17 protein-coding genes are annotated in these 14,166 nt (G+C 57.1%); 5 read left to right on the top strand and 12 right to left on the bottom strand.

The genetic code is table 11. From position 1 onward, the window contains the following. Positions 1-2: 2 nt before the first annotated feature. Positions 3-317, bottom strand: a complete 315-nt coding sequence (locus OS242_RS01620; protein WP_407702075.1) for a nucleotide pyrophosphohydrolase — start codon at positions 315-317, stop codon at positions 3-5. A 113-nt stretch (positions 318-430) separates the two neighbouring features. On the opposite strand from OS242_RS01620, the gene OS242_RS01615 reads away from it, so the two are divergent. Further along, a complete protein-coding gene (locus OS242_RS01615) occupies positions 431-616 on the top strand; it encodes a hypothetical protein (RefSeq protein WP_267149907.1) in 186 nt (61 codons plus the stop codon). Positions 617-638: 22 nt separating this feature from the next. Here OS242_RS01615 and OS242_RS01610 read toward each other — a convergent pair whose 3' ends face one another. After that, positions 639-1,184 (bottom strand): GNAT family N-acetyltransferase, encoded by a 546-nt coding sequence (locus OS242_RS01610; protein ID WP_267149906.1) that lies wholly within the window; start codon positions 1,182-1,184, stop codon positions 639-641. A gap of 114 nt (positions 1,185-1,298) precedes the next feature. Between OS242_RS01610 and ylbJ the strand changes: the two genes are divergently transcribed. Next, entirely contained in the window at positions 1,299-2,576 is a 1,278-nt protein-coding gene (ylbJ, locus tag OS242_RS01605; protein ID WP_267149905.1) for a sporulation integral membrane protein YlbJ, read from the top strand. Between the two features lie 49 nt (positions 2,577-2,625). On the opposite strand, the gene OS242_RS01600 is transcribed toward ylbJ, so the two are convergent. Next, the gene (locus OS242_RS01600; protein WP_267149904.1) at positions 2,626-3,417 is read right to left on the bottom strand and encodes an undecaprenyl-diphosphate phosphatase; all 792 of its coding nucleotides are present in this window, start codon (positions 3,415-3,417) and stop codon (positions 2,626-2,628) included. Positions 3,418-3,560: 143 nt separating this feature from the next. Here OS242_RS01600 and OS242_RS01595 point away from each other — a divergent pair, with 143 nt between their 5' ends. Further along, positions 3,561-4,613, top strand: coding sequence for a YkvI family membrane protein (locus OS242_RS01595; protein WP_267149903.1), 1,053 nt, complete (start codon positions 3,561-3,563; stop codon positions 4,611-4,613). A gap of 53 nt (positions 4,614-4,666) precedes the next feature. Further along, positions 4,667-5,269: a DedA family protein gene (locus OS242_RS01590; RefSeq protein ID WP_267149902.1), complete on the top strand. Its 603-nt coding sequence runs from the start codon at positions 4,667-4,669 to the stop codon at positions 5,267-5,269. Positions 5,270-5,314: 45 nt separating this feature from the next. Here the strand turns inward: OS242_RS01590 and OS242_RS01585 are convergent, their stop codons facing one another. Beyond that, positions 5,315-6,274 carry a CPBP family intramembrane glutamic endopeptidase gene (locus OS242_RS01585; protein ID WP_267149901.1) on the bottom strand — a complete coding sequence of 320 codons (960 nt, stop codon included), beginning with the start codon at positions 6,272-6,274 and terminating at the stop codon, positions 5,315-5,317. 85 nt (positions 6,275-6,359) lie between these two features. On the opposite strand from OS242_RS01585, the gene OS242_RS01580 reads away from it, so the two are divergent. Next, positions 6,360-7,208: a YitT family protein gene (locus tag OS242_RS01580; protein ID WP_267149900.1), complete on the top strand. Its 849-nt coding sequence runs from the start codon at positions 6,360-6,362 to the stop codon at positions 7,206-7,208. A gap of 30 nt (positions 7,209-7,238) precedes the next feature. On the opposite strand, the gene OS242_RS01575 is transcribed toward OS242_RS01580, so the two are convergent. The 8 genes from OS242_RS01575 to OS242_RS01540 all read right to left on the bottom strand — a co-directional run bounded on the left by OS242_RS01575 (position 7,239) and on the right by OS242_RS01540 (position 14,166). After that, a complete protein-coding gene (locus OS242_RS01575) occupies positions 7,239-8,030 on the bottom strand; it encodes a hypothetical protein (RefSeq protein WP_267149899.1) in 792 nt (263 codons plus the stop codon). 53 nt (positions 8,031-8,083) lie between these two features. Further along, positions 8,084-8,686 carry a DUF1405 domain-containing protein gene (locus tag OS242_RS01570; RefSeq protein WP_267149898.1) on the bottom strand — a complete coding sequence of 201 codons (603 nt, stop codon included), beginning with the start codon at positions 8,684-8,686 and terminating at the stop codon, positions 8,084-8,086. Between the two features lie 62 nt (positions 8,687-8,748). Next, entirely contained in the window at positions 8,749-9,510 is a 762-nt protein-coding gene (locus OS242_RS01565) for a menaquinol-cytochrome c reductase cytochrome b/c subunit (protein ID WP_267149897.1), read from the bottom strand. 52 nt (positions 9,511-9,562) lie between these two features. Beyond that, positions 9,563-10,234, bottom strand: a complete 672-nt coding sequence (qcrB, locus tag OS242_RS01560) for a menaquinol-cytochrome c reductase cytochrome b subunit (protein WP_267149896.1) — start codon at positions 10,232-10,234, stop codon at positions 9,563-9,565. Between the two features lie 20 nt (positions 10,235-10,254). After that, positions 10,255-10,803: a ubiquinol-cytochrome c reductase iron-sulfur subunit gene (locus tag OS242_RS01555; protein WP_267149895.1), complete on the bottom strand. Its 549-nt coding sequence runs from the start codon at positions 10,801-10,803 to the stop codon at positions 10,255-10,257. A gap of 328 nt (positions 10,804-11,131) precedes the next feature. After that, positions 11,132-11,845, bottom strand: a complete 714-nt coding sequence (locus OS242_RS01550; RefSeq protein WP_267149894.1) for a creatininase family protein — start codon at positions 11,843-11,845, stop codon at positions 11,132-11,134. Positions 11,846-11,950: 105 nt separating this feature from the next. After that, a complete protein-coding gene (locus OS242_RS01545) occupies positions 11,951-12,505 on the bottom strand; it encodes a ReoY family proteolytic degradation factor (protein ID WP_267149893.1) in 555 nt (184 codons plus the stop codon). Positions 12,506-12,762: 257 nt separating this feature from the next. Beyond that, positions 12,763-14,166: a helicase-associated domain-containing protein gene (locus tag OS242_RS01540; protein ID WP_267149892.1), complete on the bottom strand. Its 1,404-nt coding sequence runs from the start codon at positions 14,164-14,166 to the stop codon at positions 12,763-12,765.

The raw sequence follows: 14,166 nt of genomic DNA, 5'->3' as shown, positions 1-14,166 counted from the left end.
GATTACTTCTCCTCCGTATCCTTTCGCGTCCACCGGTTGGCATCCCGCGTGTTGAATTTATGCATGACGGCCTTGTGCGCCTCTTCCAGATCGATGTCGAGCGAGTTGGCCATGCAGGTGATGACAAACATCAGATCGGCCAGCTCCAACGCGATGGAGCCTTCCGCCTCTTCCTTCTTCTTCGGTTTCTCTCCATATGTATGGTTGACCTCACGCGACAGCTCCCCGAGCTCCTCGGTCATCCGCGCGATCAACGACAGCGGCTTGAAATAGCCTTCTTTAAATTGAGAGATGTAGTCGTCGACTTCCTTCTGCATCCCTTTGATCGTCAAATCAGCCAAAATTCCACTATCTCCTCTCTCTGGTTGCGTTTCCCTCGATTATAACAGTTCCTGCCGAGCAATGCTAAACTTGGAAAGGAGTGATCACCATGTCGGACAACCGCAACACCGCCATCCCGCCGGGTGGCATTCAGTTGGGCACATTCTATCATCCCGACTTCGATCAGGCGACCCGCTCAGATGAAGCGGGCACCAATACGACGTCCAACCCGATGACCTCGAAAGAAATCTTGGAAGAAACGCTGGAAGCGCAAGGCAAAGACCCACACCCTTAAAAATAAGGGTGTGGGTTTTTCTTTATTTCCGATACTCCTCCACCGTCATCGCGTACCGGTCATGGTCTTCCCACACATCGTTGATCTTCAAAAACCCCTTGCACAGCCCTTCATACCGGAATCCCACCTTCTCCAGCACCCGTGCCGACCGCTTATTGCGGGGCATCACGTTCGCCTCTACTCGGTGCAGATCCAGCACATCAAACGCGTATTTCAAAGTCAGCCGCACGGCCTCCGTCATATATCCCTTGCCGTTGTGCTCCTGCCCGATGTAATACCCGATATGCGCCCCTTGGTGAATGCCCCGAGCTATGATGTTCACCGTGATCCGTCCGATCAACTCGTTCGTTTCCTTCAAATAAATCCCCAGCGCGTAGTTCTTATCTTCCAAGGCAGCAAGTACGAACCGCTCAATGTCCGCCCGTATCCAATCCAACGTGAACGACTCCGGCCGATACGGCTCATAAGCAGTGAAAAACTCCTGATTGCGTTTGCGCAGTTCATACAGTTCCTGCGCAACATCCAGCGTCATCGGCTTAATAAATACCCTCTCACCCATTAATACCATAAAATCTCACCTCTTTGTCCAGCATACTCTTCCTCCCAAACATAAACAAGCCGGGTCGTCCATATGTATGTCTAAGAGTAGTCCGTACATTTGGAAAAGGAGATGAGGCACGCAATGTCTAGCAGACGAAAGCGCACCTCGACAACACTCCTGGCGACAGCGGTCGTGATGTTGACCCTCTCCCTCGTCTTGTATCCGGAAGCTGGATTCAAGGCCGGGATCGCCGGGCTGAAATTGTTCTGGGACGTCGTGTTTCCCTCGCTGCTGCCGTTTTTCATCCTCTGTGAGGTGATGCTCGGCGTCGGGGTGGTGCACGCGCTCGGGGTGCTGCTCGAACCGCTGATGCGCCCGCTGTTCAGCGTGCCGGGCGTCGGGGCGTTTGCCCTGTCGATGGGTTTGGCCGCCGGGTATCCGATGGATGCAGTCATCACCGGCAAGTTCCGCAAAGCAAAAATGTGCACCCGCATCGAAGGGGAGCGACTGCTCGCCTTCACCAACACCGCCGATCCCCTGTTTATGTTCGGCGCGGTCGCAGTCGGGATGTTCCACTCGCCGCAGCTCGGGATGCTGCTCGCGCTCGCTCACTACGTCGGGGCCTTCCTCGTCGGCGTGGCGTTCAAGTTTTACGGCATCGGCAAAACGTCCCGCGACGATGACGAAGTGGTGCAGGCGCCTGTGGTCAAAGGCAATATCTTCCGCCGCGCCTTCCGCGAGATGATGAAAGCTCGCGAAGAAGACGGCCGTCCGTTTGGCAAGCTGCTCGGCGACGCCGTCAGCGATTCGATGAAGACTCTGTTTATGATCGCCGGTTTCATCGTCTTCTTCGCTGTTCTGTTCAAAGTCCTGTCGCTGGTCGGCATCGTGCCGCTGCTGGCGATTCCGTTCACGGCGCTGTTCATGGTCTTTGGCCTGGACGTCTCGCTCGTCGAGCCGTTCATCGCCGGCCTGTTCGAGATCGATATCGGTTCGGCCGCTGCGGCTGCCACCCAAGCACCGCTCGTCGAACAGCTGATCATCGTCTCCTTCATCATTGCGTGGTCCGGCCTCTCCGTCCACGCCCAGGTCGCGTCGGTCCTCACCGGCACCGACATCCGCATGAAGCCGTACATGGTCGCTCGCCTGATGCACGCCGTGCTGGCAGGCGCGTTCACCTTGATCTTCTACAACATGGGCTGGGGCCAATCTGCCCAAGCCGTGATGGCGCCGATCATGCCGATGATGGCAGCGGTCGCCGATCCCAGCCAGCAGCATTGGGGCCTGTCCCTGATCGTCCTGCGCAACTGGTTCCTCCTCTTTGGCGGTGTCATCGCCGTCTCCCTGATCTGGCACTTCTTCCGCCAAGCCCGCGTCGTCGCTTGGAGCAGCCGCTCCTCGTCGGGTCGCAGAAGATAGAGAAAAACCCCTCGTGAGAGGGGTTTTTTCTTTCGTCTATTCCTTCCATTTAAAAATACCACTTCGTCACATACTGATCGATCAGGATTAACGCCCCGAGCACCCATACGTACCACGCGAACATCCGCATGCCCTTGTTTACGATCAGGCGGATCATGTACTTGATCGCCCAAAATCCGGCCACAGCCGCCGCCAGCGTCCCGGCCAGTTCCGGCAGACCAAAGCTCATCGCCGCGCCTCCCTCGCCTTGTGCGAGGTCGTTCAGGTGCAGCAGGTTGGCGCCAAGGATGACCGGCACGGAGATCAGGAACGAAAACTTGGCGGCAAACTCCCGATCCAGTCCCCGGAACAGCGAGCCCATGATCGTGAGCCCCGAACGAGACAGTGCCGGCAGGATCGCCGCCCCTTGCAGCGTGCCGATGATCAGGGCGTCTCCATAGCCCATCTCCCGCTCTTTCTTGTAGCCGCGACGGGCTGCGTCCGCCCACCAGATGACGAGGCCGGTCAGGATAAACTCGACCCCGAGCGTCTCGCCGGACGCAAACACTTCGTCAAAGTAGTCTTTGAACAATAGGCCGATCGCCGCCGTCGGGATCGCCGCCACGAGGATCAGGCGGCCGAGCTTGCCGAACGGGTTCCTCACGATCTCCACGATGTCCCGCCAGTAGACGGCAAGGACGGCGAGCAGCGTGCCGAAGTGCAACAGGATGTCAAAACTGAGCGCACCTTCCTCCAGACCAAACAGCTTTTGAAACAGCACGAGGTGCCCGGAGCTCGAGATCGGCAAAAATTCGGTCAACCCTTGCACGATCCCGAGGAAGAGAGCCTCCCACAGAGACAACGCGATTCCTCCTCTCTCGTTTCCAAAAAATCATTCATCCCTCTATGCCTATGCCCGTCCCGCAAGTTCCAAGACAAGTTGTGCCCGTTCCTCACATAAATTGGACAAAGAGGTAATAAGGTTGCAAGAGGAGGGGAAAAGCTATGACACGAACAGAAATACGACTCGCGTTACAGGTCGCCTTTACGTACATCGGTACGGTCGTCGGCGCCGGATTTGCTTCCGGGCAGGAGATCGTCACCTTCTTTACGATGCTCGGGCCGTGGGCCTACCCTGGCATCCTTTTGGCCACCTTTTTATTTGCATGGGTCGGCACCCAGATCCTCACCCTCGGCCGCAAACTGAACGCCCGCTCTTACCGGGAGCTGACCGCGTATCTGTTTGGGCCAAAGTTCGCCGCTGTCATCGACACATTTATGATGATCATGCTGTTCTTCGTCACAGTCGCGATGCTGGCCGGGGTCGGGGCTTTGTTTGAGGAGCAGTTGCACCTCTCCTTCCAACTCGGCGTGCTGTTTACGATGGTGCTGACGTTCCTGACGATCCTGCGCGGCATGAAAGGGATCATGATCGCCAACACGATCATCGTCCCGGTGATGCTGACGGTGATCCTGACGATCTTCGTCCAGAGCTATCTGCAGACCGATCACCTGCCGACGGTCGTCAACACCGGGGTCGAGCCGTGGCGCTGGGTGCTCTCCGGCATCTCCTATGCAGCGCTCAATCTCGGCCTCGCCGTGTCGGTGCTGATCCCGCTGGGCGGCGAGATCAAGAGCACCAAAGCGCTGAAACTCGGCGGGCTGCTCGGCGCGGCAGGGCTTGGCCTGATGCTGCTCGGCGCGCAGTATGCGATGTCGACGCGGATGCCGATGATCTTGGAGTATGAGGTGCCGATGGGCTTTCTCTCCTCGACGTTCAACCCGCTGATGCAGGCGTTGTTCATCGTCGCGCTGTGGGGGGAGATCTACTCGACCCTGATCGCCAACGTATTTGGACTCGGCTCACAACTCGCCGCACAGCGCAGTCCGATGCAGGCTCATCTGATCACCATCCTGATCCTCACCGCCGCCTTTTTTGTTGCACAGGTCGGGTTCTCCAACATCGTCCACTATCTGTACCCGGTCTTTGGCCACCTGAGCTTCCTTTTGCTCCTCTTGTTGCTGTGGCCCCGCCATCTCTTCCGAAATAAGGTTTGAGCGCACTCGGCGCAATATGCTATTCTAGATAAGGCTGCGCTTGAGGAGGAACTATGATCAAAGAAACCGTCTTGCAACTCGTAACCGACTACGGGTACTATGGGCTGTTTATCTCCCTGGTGCTCGGCATCGTCGGCCTGCCGATCCCCGATGAGATCTTGATGACCTACTGCGGATTTTTGGTCTCCCAACAACGTCTGGACTACTTCGCCACGCTCGCCACCGCTTTTTCCGGCAGTGTCGTCGGCATCACGCTCTCCTACTGGCTCGGGCTGCGCTTCGGCCTCCCGCTGGTGGAACGCTACGGACGGCGCGTCGGCATCACGGAAGTGCGGCTCCAGCGGGTGAACGGCTGGTACACTCGATTTGGCAAGATCGTGTTGATGATCGGATACTTTATCCCCGGCGTCCGGCACGTCACCGCCTTCGCCGCCGGGGTGAGCCGGATGCCGTTCGGCTCTTTCGCTGTCTACGCCTACACTGGCGGCCTGATCTGGTCGCTGACCTTCGTGACGCTCGGCAAGCTGCTCGGCGTGCACTGGACGCAGGTGACCGCGCTCACCCACCGCTTTATGCTCTGGGCCGTCGTGATCGCCGCCGTTGGAGGACTCTTCTACGGACTGGTCTTCTGGCGTAAAACGCGATCTGCCAAATAGAGTACATAAAAAAGACGGCCCGCGGCCGTCTTTTTTCATTCCGTTCTAGAAAAGATCCATCAAACTCGCAAACAGATTGTTTAACATATGCAGCCAGATCGGCGCCCACAGCGAACCGGTGATCCGGTACAGCCAGCCGAACAACAGCCCCATGCAGAAAATCGGCAAGAACAGCACCACATCCGCGTGGATCAAGGCAAACAAAAACGCTGATGCCACCAACCCAATCACAGCGCCGAACCGGACGGTCAGCACCGACTGGAGCACACCCCGGAACAGCAGTTCTTCCCCGACCGGCGCGATCAACGACGTGGCGAGGATCGGCATCAAGGACAGCAGCAGGCCGTCTTTCAACGCGCCGTGCAACTCCTCGGAGATGTGCTGCTCACGGTAGGAGTCGGTGTTGACCCCAAGCCATGTCCCAAGATGGGCGCTGACCAGCGACATCGCGTAGGTGAAGACAAAGAACATCAGCACATACCCGGCCATCTTCCACGTGATCATCGGGCGTCTCAGCCCGATCTCGCTCAAACGTTTGCGGAAATAAATCGGGATCACAGCCATCGCGACCAACTGCATCGACACGCCGCCGATGGCCGACCCGGCGGAAGAGTTGCGAAACGCCTCCGGGATCAGCAGGCCAAACCCGGAATAGTACAGGAGCATGCCGCCGAAAAACAGCAGCCCCACCCAGCCGTAGGACACCAGCATGTCATAGATCGTCAACCGGCTGCACGGCGGCTGTGCCGGCTCTTTGCGCCGCCTTCGCTTGAACATCCACCCGATCAAAAAGACGAGCAGGCCGGCGAACAAACACATCAGTCCGATAAACGACCACAGTTTCGACACCTTGGCCGCGTCGATCAACACGTGCCACAGTCCGTCATCGTCTTTTCGCCACGTGATTGACGACAGGGTGAGCAACACTTCCTGGAGGTAGACGGCGACCAGCAAGATCGCCCCGCCAAACTGGATTTTGCGCCCGATTCCGTGCGCTCGTTTCAAAGCATTCTCCCCTTTCGAAGTCTGAGAGTTTCAGGTACACTAGGTAGGAATGCAGGATATGCTAGAATAGAAAGGCGGTACCAACATGCAACAAAAACATATCCTTTCGCTGCTGGGCATCATCGCAGGTGCCTTTTTGTTTACGTTCGGCCTCAATAACTTTATCATCGCGAACAAACTGGCAGAAGGCGGCTTTGTCGGCGTGTCCCTGCTGCTCCTCTACCAGTTCGACATTCCGCTGGGCTTGTCGTTCCTCGCCTTGAACATCCCGTTGTTCTTCATCGGGTGGCGTCGTTTCGGCCGGCAGTTCATCGTCAAAACGATCGTCGGCGTCGTGGCCGTCTCCGTCGCCTCCGAAGTGACGCAGGGCTGGTTCCAGATGGGCGTGCAGGACCGGTTGCTCGCCGGTCTCTACGGCGGCGTCTTTGCGGGTCTCGGCCTCGGCCTGATCTTCCGCTGCGGCGGCACGACCGGCGGCGTAGACATCATCGCCCGGATCGTCAACCACCGCTTTGGCTGGAGCATGGGCCGCACGATCTTTGCGGTCGACGTGATCGTCATCACCGCCATCGCCTTCATCGTCGGCATCGACAACGCCATGTACTCGCTGGTCGCCCTCTTCGTGGCCGCTCGCGTCATCGACGTGGTCGTCGAAGGGGTGTCGAACTCCAAGGCGATGTTCATCATCTCCACCGACCCGCAGGCGATCGCCGACAAGATCCACACCGAGCTCGAGCGCGGCACGACGCTGCTCAAAGGCATCGGCGGCTACACCGGCCAGGACAAGGAAGTCCTGTACGTCGTCGTCTCCCGCGAGGAGATCGCCCGCATCCAAGAGATGTGCCGCGAGATCGACCCGACCGCTTTCCTCGTCGTGAACGATGTCCACGACGTGCTCGGTGAAGGGTTCAACCCGCTGGCCAAACAGCGATAAAGCGAAAAACTAGGAGTCCGACACGGATTCCTAGTTTTTCTTTTTGCGCAGGACCCGCCAGCCGACCAGCAGCATCAACGCGCTGCCGAGCGACCCGTACGTCCACGGCGTGAGCGTGACGTGCAGCACCGGCAACAGCGGCGGCTCTTCCATCATCTGAATGCTCGCCGACACTTTGCCGACCGACGCCTTGTACGCCCCCAGCGAGTCGAGGCAGCCTTGTTTGTCGGTCATCTGGTCCATCGCGATTTGTCCCTCGACAAAGCGATGGGCCGACACCTGCAGATTCAATTCGCTCGGGTCGCCGTGCAGTTGCATCGCCAACCAGATCTGATCGCGCTCTTGACGCGCTTTGGCAAACATCGCCTTGGCTGCCTTTTGATCGCCTTTTCCGACCGCCTCGATGCTTTTGTCGAGGTGGTTTTCCAGCGAACGGGCAATCGGCAACCACGCCGGCGAGTTCGGATACGCGAGCGAATCGAAAGCGACCGTGACGCGGTGAATACGAAACTCCGCCACCGCCTGCTCCGGTCCTTTGGCCGCCGCGTACATCGCTTTCAAGCCGACCAACTCCGCCGAGATCGCCTGTACCCCTTCGATCCGCTGATGGACATCACCCACCTGCAAGCGGGTATACATGTCGGACAGCGCATCCAGTTCCGCCAACACTTTTGCAGGCGCGTCCGCTTGACGGATCATGTTCTCCACCTTGACCGTCTGTTGATACAGTTCGATTGGGTGCACGGACTCCGCCGCCTGCACCGGAGCGGCCGACAGCACCACGAAAATGACCAACAGCAACCCTATCCATCGCTGCCACATAACAAAATCGCCTCCACCAACAATTTATGGGTGGGGGCGATCATTTAGACATGCTATTTCAGACGAGCCAGCCTGGTGATTTCTTTCGGACGCAGCACCGCGACCAGCGTCAGCGTCGCAAGGCTCAAGATGATCGTCCAGAACGTCACTTCCGGCAAGAAACGGTTGTCCTGCAGCCACGGATGGATGCCGTACACGTAGTCGACAAAGTCGTTAAACAACAGCCACACGGCCCCGATCCACAACACGCTCCACGTAAAGCGGTAGCGGTAGTTGTACAGCAGTACCTCAAACGCCATCGCACCGTGCGACGCGAGCAGCATCAGATTGGCCGGATGGACCTCTTTGTCGGCGATCCAGTATGTAACGATCACGCCGCATGCCCAGATGCCGTACTTGATGTTCGTAACCATCGACAGCATCTCCAGCACCGGCGAGTGTTTGCCGAGCAACCAGAGCAAAACGACGAGGGTAAACAAGGACGACGAAGTCGGGCTGTCCGGCACGAAAAAGTTCCACAGCCACGGCGTGTCGGCGAGTTGATCTCCGTACCAGATAAAGCCGTAGATCGAGCCGAGCAAGTTGGCAATGAACAGAAACCAAAGGAACGGTCGGCTGTCCAAGGTGGTGCGAAGCAAAGGAGTACTCCAATTCACAGCTGCAACCTCCTGCAAATTTCAAAAAAACCGACCCATCGGGGTCGGTCTTTTTGATTCCATTACTGTTGCTTTTGCTTTCCGAGCCATTCGGCGACAGCTTTGATGTCTTCCGGTTTGGTCAGACCGCCACCAGCCGGCATGTTCGGCGGGAAGCCCTTGGTAATGACTTCTTCCAACTTGGCAGCGTCATGCTTGTTGCCGATGCCGAGCAGGAACGGACCTACAGAGCCTTTGAGGTCTGCACCGTGGCAGCCTGCGCAAGATGCCGAGTAGATCTTTGCACCCGGGTCTGCTTCGTCCACCAGTGCGGTGTCGGTCGGCATCGCCGACTTGTCGACCTGCTTCGGCAGGTGAGCCAGCGCCTCTTCGTGCTGAACGTCCGCTTCGTAGGTCATCCAGATCATCAGGAGCAGAGTCAAGATCATCGAGGTCGTAGCGACCGGACGCTTGAACGGATGACGCGCTTTGGAGTTATCCAGCCACGGAGCGAGGATCAGGAGGGTGACCGCGATGCCAGGGATGACAACGGTACCCATCCAGACCATTTTGCCCGGGAAGTATTTCAAAAGCTGATACAGGAACAGGAAGTACCAGTCCGGCATCGGGATGTAACCCGACGGGTTCGGGTCGGCAACATCAGAGAGATGCACCGGGTTGAAGATGATCCAAATCGTGAAAGCGACCAGGAACAGTGCGCCGACGATCCATTCCTTCAGAAGGAAGTTCGGCCAGAACGGTTCAGATCCGATCGGCTTCTTTTTGTCTTTTTCGCGAAAACGGGGTGTGCCGGGAATCCGGTCACGGTAAAAATCTTGTCCCATTTCTGTTTACCTCCTTCTCCATGCAGTTGAGCTTTTTACGTGCATAAACTTCTTACAGCGGACCCGCGATGCCTTGCTTACGGATCATGATGAAGTGCAAGCCCAACAGGCCGAGAAGTGCGGCCGGCAGGAAGAAGACGTGAATCGCGAAGAAGCGAGTCAGCGTCAGCGCGCCGAGGATGTCGCCGCCTACGAGCAGGGTCTTGATGTACGGACCGAGGACCGGAACGGTCTCTGCGATCTGTGCACCGACGGCGGTCGCCCAGTAAGCCTTTTGGTCCCACGGGAGCAGGTAGCCGGTAAAGCCAAAGCCCATGACGACGAAGAAGATCAGGACGCCAACCACCCAGTTCAGCTCACGCGGAGCCTTGTAGGCACCGGTAAAGAAGACGCGCAACATATGCAGGAACATCATGATGATGACCAAACTTGCGCCCCAGAAGTGCATGCCGCGAACGATGTTCCCGAGCAGAACTTCGTCCGTGATGTACTGGACGGAGCGGTAAGCGTTGACAATATCCGGAACATAATACATCGCCAAGAACATACCGGACAGGATCTGGGTGACGATGATCAAGAACGTCAGACCGCCGAAGCAGTAGACAAACGCAGACATTTTGTTCGCCGGGTTTACGTGAGCCGGGACATCATGATCCGCGAAGTCGCGCCAGATCGGAGTGATGTTCAGACGCTCGTCAATCCAATCGTAAGTCTTTTTCAGCATTCGTTCTCACCTACTTCCATTTACACTTTACGCTGCTTCAAGTTGCCCAGCATAACTTTGCCGCCCTCGATCTTGACTTCATAGACGTCAAGCGGACGTTGCGGCGGTTTCGCCGGGTCGTTAATCCCATGGACAGTGAAACGGCCGCCGTGGCACGGGCAGTGGAACCACCATTCGCCGTCTTTCGACGGTTCCGGGTTTCCGCTTGCATCGACCGAACCGGCAACCTGACAGCCCAGGTGGGTGCAGATCGGGGACATCGCGAGGACTTGACCTGCCTCGTCCTTGATCAGCCATGCACGGACCTTGACGTTCTCTTCAACCCAGCCATCCTTGCGGTGAACCTTAAACTCAGCCATCAGCGGGAAGTCGGACTTTACGTCCGCTTCTGCGATACCGGTGTCAAAGAAGTTGCCACCGGAGCTGCGGGTGAGCGGGTCAATAGCGAACGGAACCAGAGGTGCTGCGATGGTCGCGGCCATGAAAGCACCGGTGCCGCCGAGCGCATAGTTCAGGAATTGACGGCGGGTGAGGCCTTGTTTCCCCTCTTTACCTCTCTGATCGCTCATGAGTGCATCTAAACCTCCCTACCAGACAAAAATTCGAACAGTCATTTAACTAGAGGATCATACCAAAACCGCGAACCCATTTCTCTCGCGGCGAATTAACCCAAGCGCGGATTAATAGGTATGTTTAGATAAAATGACCCGAACATCTCGTTTCAATCTTACATTCTGCCCTATTGAGTGTCAAGCAAGTCATGTGCAATTTTTCTCATAGGCAAAACGTTGTTCAATGCCCTGTCACAACTGGGCTTTTCTAGTTTCTCCCGGAGCTTTGTAACCTATTCGGGAGCTGGCAACACTGGCGAATCTTGTTTGAAACTGTCACAAAATGTTACGAGTTTGTCTCCCACATCTTGGTGATGCCGGCCAACAACCGCTCCCCGATCAGCTCGACCAATCGCTCGCCCTTTTCCACGGAAGCGGATGCCGGGTCGCCCGAGTAGCCGTCCGGATAGAGCGTGCGGCCCATGCCGGGGTATTTGTGTGCCGGATGCTCCGGTTCGTGCCGCTCTTTGGCCAGCGACAGATCGACGATGGATCGGTCGACCGTCATCACCAGCGAGGTCTCATCCTCACCGCCGTGGCCGACGCCTGGCGTGATCGTCTTGATCTCGTCCCGGTAGTCGACCCAGTAGTTGCTGATCCACACGTTCAGCCCTTCGTCGACGAGTCGATTGGCCGCCTCTTGCAGCGGCTGGATGTTGCCGCCGTGGCCGTTGAGCAACACGACGTTTTTTACACCCCAGCGCGCAAACGACGACACGACAGCGTGGACATAATCGGCAAACACGCGTCCCGGCACGTCGATGGAGCCTGGGAAGTCCTGCAAGGCCCACGTCGACCCGTAGGCGATCTCCGGCGCCGTCCAGATCCGTCCCATCAGTTTGCTTTCGATATACTCGGCCAACTTGCGCGGGATCAGCACATCGGTGCCGAGCGGCGCGTGCGGACCGTGCGCTTCAATCGTGCCGATCGGCAGCACCATCGTATCGACGTAGGGGCGGTATTCTTCGAAGTTTTTCATATGTACATGCGTCAGTTTCAATAGTTCTGTCCCCCCTTCCCGTTCCTGGCGGTCCTCTTTATTATGGACGAATGTTCGGCTCCGTGTACATCTACAGTTCTGTGAACAATAAAAAAACCGGCCCCCTCAGTGAGAGCCGATCTCCAGCACCTGATTCAGTTCGGCGGTGAGTTGACGGAACGTCTTCTTGTCGCCGCGGTCCAGCGCTTCGTCGATCTGTTTGTACAGCGATTCGAGGCGATGGTGTTTGATCGCGTAGTCGAGCACCATCTCCGCTTGCAAGGAGACCAGCGCGTCGATCGACTCGCGAGTGTCGTCCATCGGGTTTTGCTCCAGAACCGCTGCGTACTCAGGCGACACGGAACGCTCTTTGAAGAAGAGGCCGATGTAGATATCTTCGGTGGGGTTGTTGTGAATATCGAGGAATGCTTTCTCCACGTCGGAGGTCACACGCTTGTTTTTATAAAATTTGAACGGCGTCATCTGCACGCATTTCGTCGAGAGCAAAATGGTTTTCGGGAGGTTCCGGAAGTTGTCGATGAAGTGAACGCGCTCAAGCAACTGGTCGGAAGAGGCCATATATTGCAAGAGCCATTCAGCCTCGCGGTTCTGCAGTTCGTACTTCTCTAGAAACCATTTGATAAACGTCTTCTTCTCGGCAATCGTAATCACTTCACTCATCATCGTACCCTCCTTCTCTTTATCCATCATCCTTTAAGGATTACAAACAACATCGAAAATTCTGAAAGTTGAGGTGTTACTGTATTATATTCGGCAGAGCTTGTAGATTTCCTCTTTTTCTTGAGAAAGTGAAGATTGTGTAAAAGCCCAAGTCCTGTGTGCGTTCTGTGATTCTATTGTATGTCACCGTAAGATTGTCTGTGAAGGGGGAAATGGAGGAAAAACAAAGAGCAGACCTCCCCGGCGGAGGTCTGCTCTCAGATCGCTTCTGTCTGGCACCACTGTTCGATCATCCGCTCGACGTTGCCCGGCACCATACCGGCCGTCTGGTCGCGCAGAAATTGCAACACCGTCTCCCCCGTCCAGCCGCTGTTCAAGGCGCGTCGCACGCTGGACTTGGTCAAGCGGTGCACCCGCATCGTATCGACGCGGATCAAGTCGGTCAGCTCGTCCAGTTTCCTCTCCACCTGCGCGAACGCCTCCACAGGCACCAGCAGGTCAAAGTTCGGCTGCAGGATCAGCGGCATGCGCGGCAGTTGTTCCTCCGCCTTCTCCTGACTTGGCGAACCGCCGAGTTCCCCTTTTTCTTCCAATAAGAGTTCCCGACCCAGCGCGGTCACTTTCACCACCGCTGTCCCGTCGGCGAGCTGCCCGTGTGCGAGCAGCCCTTGGTGGACAAGCATGCCGTAGATGCGCTGCTCCATGACCGTCGGAGCTTTGTCAAAGTAATAGTCGTTCACATACGCCGCGAGCAGAGCGTTCATCGACTCGACGTGCACCCAGTCCTCCCGTGCCGCCTGCGAAAGCGTGGCGATGCAGTGTTTCAATTTCGGGATCGGACGGCGGTAGAGCAACCGCCAGTACCGGAACACATCGACCGCCCGCTCTTTCTCCTCACGGGAGATCCACTGCTGTGCCTTTTGGTGCAGGAGCAGTTCCCCGTCCGCCGTCTCGACGATCAACTCTCTGGCGTGGCAGTAGTCGTAGATCAAAGCAAAACGGTCCGGATAGTCGTGAAAACGGCGTCCGTAGCCGAACCGCCACGACACTTTGCCGAGCGGCTCCTCTTTGATTTCGAAGAGGGAGAGGATCTGTCCGAGCTGGCGTTTGAGGATCGTGCCGTCCTTGGTGATCCGCACCTCGTACTTGGCGAGGAACTGGAGAAAGACGGTCGTGTCGCGCACCAACGCCATGCCTTCGTCCCGGTAGATGATCGGCTGCGAGTCGGCCACTTGCACACGCTGTTTCAGGCTCTCCGTCAGACAGGTGCGGATCGATTTGCGCAGATCCTCGGGGACGAAGTAAAATTGGCGACCGCCTTTTGCGTGGAGCTGGAACAGCCAGCCCTCGGCGAGCAGGCGGTTCATCCATTTCAAATCGTCGCCCTCTTTGTCCGTCCCGGCACGGCGGACGGCGGCGAGCACTTCCTCACGGGAAAACTCCCGTCGATTGTCGAGCATCAGTTGCGAGACGGCCTCGCGCAGCACGGCTTCCCGGATGCCGGTGAACGATTTGCTGATAAAACGACGGTCGTTAAAATGCGCGATGATCTCCTGCATCAGCGCATTCTTCGAGCTCTTTTGGCACTCAAAATTGTACGCGTCCGCGATCTGGCGCAGCGTGTTGATGTCTGACGAGTTCAGGCATTCGGCGAGTCTCAT

The organism is Tumebacillus lacus, from assembly GCF_026410385.1.
In the GTDB taxonomy this organism is placed as follows: Bacteria; Bacillota; Bacilli; order Tumebacillales; family Tumebacillaceae; genus Tumebacillus; species Tumebacillus lacus.
The sequence above is the reverse complement of the archived record's forward strand: the minus strand, read 5'-3'. Positions and strand labels throughout refer to the sequence as shown.

Bases quoted from the DNA above. Each gene is read 5' to 3' on its own strand.
- OS242_RS01620 (WP_407702075.1), bottom strand. From the start codon at position 317: ATGCAGAAGGAAGTCGACGACTACATCTCTCAATTTAAAGAAGGCTAT.
- OS242_RS01615 (WP_267149907.1), top strand. From the start codon at position 431: ATGTCGGACAACCGCAACACCGCCATCCCGCCGGGTGGCATTCAGTTG.
- OS242_RS01610 (WP_267149906.1), bottom strand. From the start codon at position 1,184: ATGGTATTAATGGGTGAGAGGGTATTTATTAAGCCGATGACGCTGGAT.
- ylbJ (WP_267149905.1), top strand. From the start codon at position 1,299: ATGTCTAGCAGACGAAAGCGCACCTCGACAACACTCCTGGCGACAGCG.
- OS242_RS01595 (WP_267149903.1), top strand. From the start codon at position 3,561: ATGACACGAACAGAAATACGACTCGCGTTACAGGTCGCCTTTACGTAC.
- OS242_RS01590 (WP_267149902.1), top strand. From the start codon at position 4,667: ATGATCAAAGAAACCGTCTTGCAACTCGTAACCGACTACGGGTACTAT.
- OS242_RS01580 (WP_267149900.1), top strand. From the start codon at position 6,360: ATGCAACAAAAACATATCCTTTCGCTGCTGGGCATCATCGCAGGTGCC.
- OS242_RS01575 (WP_267149899.1), bottom strand. From the start codon at position 8,030: ATGTGGCAGCGATGGATAGGGTTGCTGTTGGTCATTTTCGTGGTGCTG.
- OS242_RS01565 (WP_267149897.1), bottom strand. From the start codon at position 9,510: ATGGGACAAGATTTTTACCGTGACCGGATTCCCGGCACACCCCGTTTT.
- qcrB (WP_267149896.1), bottom strand. From the start codon at position 10,234: ATGCTGAAAAAGACTTACGATTGGATTGACGAGCGTCTGAACATCACT.
- OS242_RS01555 (WP_267149895.1), bottom strand. From the start codon at position 10,803: ATGAGCGATCAGAGAGGTAAAGAGGGGAAACAAGGCCTCACCCGCCGT.
- OS242_RS01545 (WP_267149893.1), bottom strand. From the start codon at position 12,505: ATGAGTGAAGTGATTACGATTGCCGAGAAGAAGACGTTTATCAAATGG.
- OS242_RS01540 (WP_267149892.1), bottom strand. From the start codon at position 14,166: ATGAGACTCGCCGAATGCCTGAACTCGTCAGACATCAACACGCTGCGC.